The sequence below is a fragment of the Flavicella sp. genome (genome assembly GCF_029238425.1).
Classification (GTDB): domain Bacteria; phylum Bacteroidota; class Bacteroidia; order Flavobacteriales; family Flavobacteriaceae; genus Flavicella.
The window spans coordinates 1-7,637 of record NZ_JAQWGB010000062.1; the positions used below are offsets into that span (position 1 = coordinate 1).

The following is a 7,637-nucleotide window of genomic DNA, read 5'->3' on the forward strand; positions in this document are numbered from 1 at the left end:
TTTGGTTCTTCTATGGAGATTTTTGCGGATGTTTGGCTAGAAGATAGAGTTTCTAGAAAACGTACCAAAGTAAATGAATGTATCTATACGTTTGTGGCCGTTGATGAAAAGGGAAATAAGTTGAAGGTGCCAGAATTAGTGCCAGAAACCAAATTAGAAATTGAGCGTTTCAATGCCGCATTGCGAAGACGACAAATGAGTTTGGTAATGTCTGGAAAAATGAAGCCTAAAGATGCTACTGAGCTAAAAGCATTGTTTGAATAGTGACTTTTGCACCATGAGCTTATCGAAGGGTAATAAGGGTAAAGTAATTTGACTTGTTTTTTCTTTTAAATACTATAAAATCTAAAACGCCCAAGTTTGAGAGAAGTAATAATATGAGACTTCGTCAAGCTCAGCCTCCGAGATAGATTATGATTTGTTTAATTTCTAATTTCCGTACCCTGAGCTTGTCGAAGGGTAAAGGATTAACAATACAATAATTTACAATCTCAACAACCAATAACTAGGGTTTTCTGTTTTTGTGTCTTTCCAAATTTGAAGTTTTAGAACTGTTTTACCGGTTACTTTGTCGGTATGAATTTCACCAATGCTCTGTTGCAGTTTTACCTTGTCTCCTTTTTGCAGAGAAACCGTCGCCAAGTTGCTGTAAAGTGAGATATAATTACCATGTTGTATGTACACCGTTTTAATCCCATTTGAACTTACTTGAATAGCAAGTACGGTTCCCTCAAAAATAGCTTTTGCACGTGCCTTTTTGTTGGTGGCAATGTGTATTCCATTACTTTGTATGGTGATTCCTCGTAAGGTTTCATGAGGAATTTTTCCATATTTTCTAACGACAAGAGCATTGGTAACGGGCCAAGGTAATTTTCCTTTGTTAGTAGCAAATTTGGAAGCTAATATTTTAGCCTCAGGAGTCAAAATAAAGTTAGAAGATTTCTTAGAAGAGTTTTTCTTATTTGCAGCTGCAATGGCATCTCTAATTATTTTTTCAATCTGTTTGTCGATTTTACGCTCCTCGTCTTGTTTCTTTTTTATTTGCGCGGTGTATTTTTTCTTTTCAGTAGTAACTTCTTTTGCTAGGAGTTCTTGTTCTATTTTCTCAATTTCTATTTTGACTTGTTCTTCTTTTTGAGCCGCAATTAAATTCTGCTTTTCAATTTTTTGAATTTTCAAATCATCATTAAGTCCCTTAATTTTTTCAGTTTGAACAACAATTTCTTCTCCTTGCTCTTTTCTGTATTCCGTATACTGAGTCATGTATTGGAATCTTTTGTAAGCTTGATGAAAACTATCAGCAGATAAGATAAATAGCAACCTACTTTGCATAGATTTGCTTTTATAGGACATATAAATCATGTCAGAATAGTCATCTTTTAATATTTTAAGTTCTTTTTCAAGTGTTGAAATCTGTTTTTTATTTGCTCTAATTTTCGAGTTTAAAACGGATTCTTCTTGGTTGATTGTTCTGATCAGTTTAGAACGAACTGCAATCTTTCTATTTAAATTGGCAATGTCTTCTAGTATGTCTTTTTCTTCCGCTTTTGACTCAAAAAGCAGAGAGTTCATTTTTTTGATTTCTAATTGAAGACGGGCTCTTTTTGCTTCTAATGATTTTTGAGTAGGAGCCTGAGCAGTTGCGGAAGATGTTGTTAGTACAACACAAAAAATAAAAAGAGTACGTAGAACGAATTTTTTAAGGATTGTGTTTTTCAAAGGAATAGAAAGTTGACGCAACATTATTTTATAATTCTTTTATAGCCACTAGGTATTTTGTATGGAAAAGATAATTCTTCATCCAATTTTACAGATCTGTAATCAAAACGAATGGACGCATTATTTTTGGCATCTTTAGCAATAATTTCAACACGTCCAGGAATTGGAGTAGTATCAATATCAGCGTAATTCGAATAGGTTACGGATAAAAACCTGTCGTTTTCAAAAGTACGAATTTCTTGCTTTTCTATCTTGTAGTTTATTGGGTGAATCCAAAATAATAAATCTGCCAATTCATTGCTCTGGATAGGAGTTAGCAAATGTGCTTCCTGATCAATAGAAGCTTCATAATTTTTTGGCTTCATTTCAAACAAAGCATCTCCTAACAGCAGGTTTTGCAGCATGGTAAAATCTAAATTAGCACCTAGCAACCTATTGATTTCAGAAAAATCTCCATCAAAATAAGTTTTATTTATTTTTACATAATAAGTAACACGCTCTGGAGTGATTAAAGCTTTTGCCACCGGAAAACCAAATACATTGGCACTCATCCAAATTTGTTTGTCCTTTTCTATTTTTAATTTTACGTTTACGTTTTGAGATCTTCCTTTTCTATTGAAATTTAGTTTTAGGTCTGCACTTAAAGTGTTCCTGTCAAAATTACTTTTAGAATGATTTTTTAATATTTTCTTCGGCGATTCGTTTTTGATATCGGCCCTGTCAGTAATGGTTTTACTACCACCACACGAGATTAAAAAAATGGGAATGATTAACAGAAAATGCTGTAGTTTCATCATAAAAATAAGAGAATATAATTGCTGTAAATACTAATGCGGACAAGATACAATTTTATGAAGTTTGGTTTTGGTTTTATTTCATAAAAGTTCCTTAACAGTTTTTGCTTACTCCATGATTGCCAAAACTTTTTCGAGCTCTTTTCTTTTGAGTGTATTAAATATACTTTTCAAAATTTTCTCATTAGTGTCGTACACAAAAGGATCAATTTTAATTGTTCTACGAGTGCTGTATTCCTGTTGTTGCGTGGCATTGAAAAATTTAGTCTCCAAAGCATAGGAATGAGAACCCATAGGATTGATTTCTATAAAAAGGCTATAGGCAGCATTTGATTTTTTTGTTGGAGTAAATATTCCTTTTTTCTCATAAAAATTGATGGTTTGCAATCTTGTTTTTTCTAAATCTACTGATTTGCTTTTTGAAGTAAGTTTTACTAGAATTAATGGCTGAACTACTTCTATTTTATAAGTTGTTTGAATTGGTTTCGGAACAGAATTCGTCAATATTTTTCTGAGAATTAAATCTGAAGTCAGCTGTTTTAAAATTTCTTTACCATCTATAGTAATCATCAAAGATTCACTTTGATTTTTACTCCCTACTTCTAAGGGTAGTATATGAATTGTTCCTCCTTTTTTAGTGAAAATTTGTTTTGATTTTTCTAAAGTAAATGAAGTGTTTATAACATATGGAAAATGCTCAAGTACTCCATAGTTTGGATGTGTTAAGATACCTACTGGAATGGTATTGTTTAATTTATCACCACGAGCTACTTTTAAAACATCCGTTTGTTTTTTTATTTCTAGGTTTTTAAACAAAGAATGTATTGCATCAATATTTGCAATTGTAAGATCAATAGTTTCTCCATTTTCTTTTGTGAAAATAGTTTTGTCTCCCCAATAAGGCTTTAAAGTTTCAAGAGATTTTACAAAATAAGAAGTTGCGTCATAAAGATCTTTTTCTTCTTTTTTTTGATGGGCCGATTTAAAATATTGGTAAGATTTTTCTAAGCTTGCAGTTTTTCTTTTTTGTCTAATTTCTTCGTACTTGGCTTTAGAAATTTCAATGAGATTCCAGTAATAATCGTCATTTTCATAGGTTTTAGAAATGGTATACCCTTCTAAAAATTTAGAGCTTTCTATTTTTTGTTTGTTCATATAAAAGTCACTTTGCTGATCGTCAATATCAAATTGATACAAAAGTGAATTTGTGTTTACTTTTACGGAGATGTGTTCGGCTAAATCCGTAAGAGCTTGTCTTTCTGCAGCTTTTATATATCTATCAGGAAAACCAGTTTTCGCTGCTTTCCCTACCCCAAAATAAGTGAGTTCGTTCTGTGGTTTTTGTTTGACCCAGTTCGGTAGTTCCTCAAATTGTTTTGCCATTTTTCTTGAGCTACTACAGCTCAAAAAGGCACAAGCTAAAAGAATGAAGGAAAATTTAAAAAATTTATTTAGGGTCATAATCAGCAATGGGTTGTGTAATATTCCTACTCATCTTTTTCAAAAGATCATTGTATAAAACAGTTGACGATTTTAAAGAGGTTCTAGAATTAAAATAAGATTGTAGATTTCTAATATCGGAAGAATAATCTCTAATTTTATCTGAAATATGAGCCTTGTTTTGGTGTTCCCAGTATCCAGGTACCAATTGTTTGTAGTCACCTTTATAACTCATGTATTGCACTTGATCTGTAATTTGATCTCTCAATACTTTGTTGATAAGTACGCTTCTATCTAAGGTAGAGATAAGTTTATATTCAAGGTTGATGTTTGCTTGTTCCGATTGACTATAGAGTGCAGTTGTAATTTTATTGTATTCAATTTTTGTTTTGTTCTCTCCATCCTTGTCCTTATAGGAAGTCTTGATTTTTTGGTAAGCTTTATATGATTCTCTTTTGAGTGGAGCTTTGTGAAACGAAACGTTGTCAATATTCAATGAAAACAAAGCTTTTGCTCCTGAGTTTTTTGCAAGGTTTAGTTGCGTATCCAAAGGTTGTCCTGCTTTTAAAGAAGGTACTTCAATGATTTTATAAAATGGAGAAGGGATTTCATTAAGTGTTGAAACAAAATAATTTCTAAAGTCTTCTTTTGTTTTGCTATAACTTCTATTTACAACATGTGGTCTGATGGCAATTTTTATCGTTGCTTTTTCTAGAGCCTCATTTTTTAATTGTAAGGCATCTTTATAATCAGTTAGTTTTAAAATGTCGGCAAATTGATAATAAGCTTTTCTATTCGAATTGGTTTCTAAATATTTGATTCCATCCAAATAAAGAGGTTCATAAGTCGCCTTTTTTAATTGGTGTTTTGTGTCCTTAAAAATTTCATTAAAATGAACTATTTCGCTGAAAATTGTTTTGGCAGCATTAAAATTTTCTAAGGCTAAATACTGTTTTCCCTTGTTGTATTGTTGTTCTAAATAATGATCTAGTGCTTCGTTATAATAAACGCTATAGTCGTTTAATTTTTGAAGTTTGACATCAACTCTATTGGCTTTTTTTTGAAGATTTTCTGCTTCGTCATATAGATAAATAGCAGATTTATAATCCGCATTTTTAAACGCAGCATAAAACTCCTCATAAATCTTATCTAACACAATTTGTGTGTTTTTTTTGTAGCCAACTATGGCATCAACGTTGTCATTGTCAATTGTTAGAGATTTATAATAGTAGTCAGAAGCTTCTTCAAAAGCTCCATGTTGTTCAAATTGATAGGCTTGTTTTCTTAGTTTTTTTGCTTTACACGAAACTAAGAGAACCGCTGCCATCATTAGGTATAGGCAGTTTTTCATATGCAAATGCTTTTGGTAAAAAAAATCACAATAAAATAGTAGAACTCTCTTATTGTGATTTTTTGATGTTAGTGAAAAAGCTTATTTATTTTTACTTATTGCATCTTCAAAGTTCTTCTTGAATTTCTCATAGTTGTAGTCGATTTTCAAAACTTCATCTTGAGAGATTTTATCACTCAAAGGTTTTATCAAAGCATCAACTTCTATCTCATATGCCAAGTAGGAACGATATTTTCCATCTTTGGTTTGCGTCAATTTTTCACAAGCCGTAGTGTAGTTACTCAACTCAACATCAACAACTTCTCTAGTTAAAGCTTCAAAACGTTTTGAGATATTTTCTCCATCTTGATTTCCAGTTGAATTTTGATAGTTGTCTACCACAGACTGAATAGTAGTTTCTACTTTACTAGCCAATTCTTGCAGCGTATTATTTTTTGCTTTCTTTTTCGCGATAGTGATATCCTGACTTTCTCCCATAGAGCTAGCACGGATGTATTTTTTGTCAGATCTAAAATCTTCTCCAGAACAAGGGATGATAATTTCCACTTCACCTGGACCTGTTGAAACTGTTTGCTGTTTAGATTTACAAGCTGTTAGATTGATAGCGATTGCAAGTACTAGAAGAGATTGAGTAAGTTTTTTCATGTTTTTCATAATTTTTTATTTGTTGATTGTGTTTTCAAGAACTGTACCATTTTTTTTAAATCTTTTCTTAAAAAATGTTTGGAGAGTCTTTAGAATCGTTTTTTTGTTTTCTAATTGCTTTAAAATTAATGTGATATCTCAGTGGCTTTTTTTTAGCAATTTACATTATTTTTTGGGCCGTTACACTTTTTTTAGGCTTTTGGAATGGAGGAAATTAGTTTTTGAGTATAACTCGATTTAGGATTTTTGTAAATAATATCAGCATCACCGAGTTCCTCAATTTTTCCTTTATTCATAACAACGAGTTGATCCGACATAAATTTTACCACCGATAGATCATGAGAAATAAAGATGTAGGTAAAGCCAAAATCTTTTTTTAATTCGTTTAGTAAATTTAGAACTTGTGCCTGTACAGAAACATCTAGAGCAGAAACAGATTCATCGCAAATAATTAATTTGGGCTGCAAGGCAATCGTTCTAGCGATCCCGATTCTTTGACGTTGCCCACCTGAAAATTCATGCGGGTATCGATCAAAATGCTCAGGCAATAACCCAACTTTTTTCAGAATTGAAAGTACTTTTTCTTTTCGCTCTTTATGATTCTTATAAAGATTGTGCACCTTCATTGGTTCTAGAATAGCTTCTCCAACAGTAATTCTTGGATTCAATGAAGAAAAAGGATCTTGAAAAATAATTTGAATGTCTTTTCTTAATTTCTTTACTTCTTTGCCAGAAAGTTGTGTCAGGTCTCTGCCTTGATATAAAATAGATCCCGAAGTCGCTTTTTCCAAATGCATTAAGGTTCTCCCTAGTGTTGATTTTCCACAACCTGATTCTCCAACCAATCCAAGTGTTTCTCCTGCGTATAATTGAAAAGAAACAGTATCCACAGCTTTGACATAAGTATCTTTTTGAAACCACCATTTTTTATTTCCCAAATAATATTTTTTAAGGTCGATAATTTCTAAAAGAGGCTTTTGAGCATAGGTTTTTTGATGAAAGGCTTTCCTTTCTTCTGGGGTGTATATTTCCGTTTCTACCGTGTTTTCAATAAAATCTTTTACCGACGGAAGCTTTTTTAAGCGGACATCAATACTTGGTTTCGATTGAATGAGGGCCTTGGTATAATTGTTTTGAGGATTTTTAAATATGGCATCTGCCTCACCTTGTTCTACGATATTACCTTGATACATAACCAGAACTCTATTGCAAATTTCTGAAACTAAAGAAAGATCATGAGAAATAAATAAAATGCTCATTCCAGTTTCTTGTTGGATTTCTTTTAGCAGAGAAATAATATTTTTTTGAACTGTAACATCCAATGCGGTAGTAGGTTCATCAGCAATCAAAAGTTTAGGTTTGCAGGCAATTGCCATGGCAATCATCACACGTTGCATTTGTCCCCCCGAAATTTGATGTGGATACAAATCAAACATTTCCGTAGCTCTAGGAAGTTTTACTTTTTCAAACAAACGAACGACTTCTGCTCGTCCTTCTTTTCTAGAAATTTTTTGATGCTGTTGCAAAATTTCTATGACTTGAGCACCACAGGTAATGCTTGGGTTTAGAGAACTCATCGGTTCTTGAAAAATCATCGAAATTTCACAACCTCTAAGTTTTCTAAATTCTTTTTCTTTTAAATCTATTAAATTTTGATTTTCAAACAGAATTTTTCCTTCTATTTGGCT

General features: G+C 32.1%; 6 protein-coding genes and 1 pseudogene. 1 reads left to right on the forward strand and 6 read right to left on the reverse strand.

The annotated features are described in order from the left end of the window. Positions 1-264: pseudogene (locus P8H68_RS04285) on the forward strand (acyl-CoA thioesterase); the annotation flags it as partial. 219 nt (positions 265-483) lie between these two features. Here the strand turns inward: P8H68_RS04285 and P8H68_RS04290 are convergent. The 6 genes from P8H68_RS04290 to P8H68_RS04315 all read right to left on the reverse strand — a co-directional run. Next, positions 484-1,743 (reverse strand): peptidoglycan DD-metalloendopeptidase family protein, encoded by a 1,260-nt coding sequence (locus tag P8H68_RS04290; RefSeq protein WP_300322086.1) that lies wholly within the window; start codon positions 1,741-1,743, stop codon positions 484-486. Beyond that, positions 1,743-2,516, reverse strand: a complete 774-nt coding sequence (locus tag P8H68_RS04295) for a DUF4292 domain-containing protein (RefSeq protein ID WP_300322087.1) — start codon at positions 2,514-2,516, stop codon at positions 1,743-1,745. The genes P8H68_RS04290 and P8H68_RS04295 overlap by 1 nt, the downstream gene beginning before the upstream one ends. Positions 2,517-2,621: 105 nt before the next feature. After that, positions 2,622-3,896 carry an LPP20 family lipoprotein gene (locus tag P8H68_RS04300; RefSeq protein ID WP_300322089.1) on the reverse strand — a complete coding sequence of 425 codons (1,275 nt, stop codon included), beginning with the start codon at positions 3,894-3,896 and terminating at the stop codon, positions 2,622-2,624. Positions 3,897-3,960: 64 nt separating this feature from the next. Continuing rightward, positions 3,961-5,304 carry a hypothetical protein gene (locus tag P8H68_RS04305; RefSeq protein WP_300322091.1) on the reverse strand — a complete coding sequence of 448 codons (1,344 nt, stop codon included), beginning with the start codon at positions 5,302-5,304 and terminating at the stop codon, positions 3,961-3,963. 81 nt (positions 5,305-5,385) lie between these two features. After that, complete coding sequence (locus tag P8H68_RS04310; protein WP_300322093.1) at positions 5,386-5,958, reverse strand: hypothetical protein; 573 nt, start codon at positions 5,956-5,958, stop codon at positions 5,386-5,388. Between the two features lie 182 nt (positions 5,959-6,140). After that, positions 6,141-7,637 (reverse strand): ABC transporter ATP-binding protein (locus P8H68_RS04315; RefSeq protein ID WP_300322095.1); only part of this gene is annotated, 1,497 nt, incomplete at its 5' end.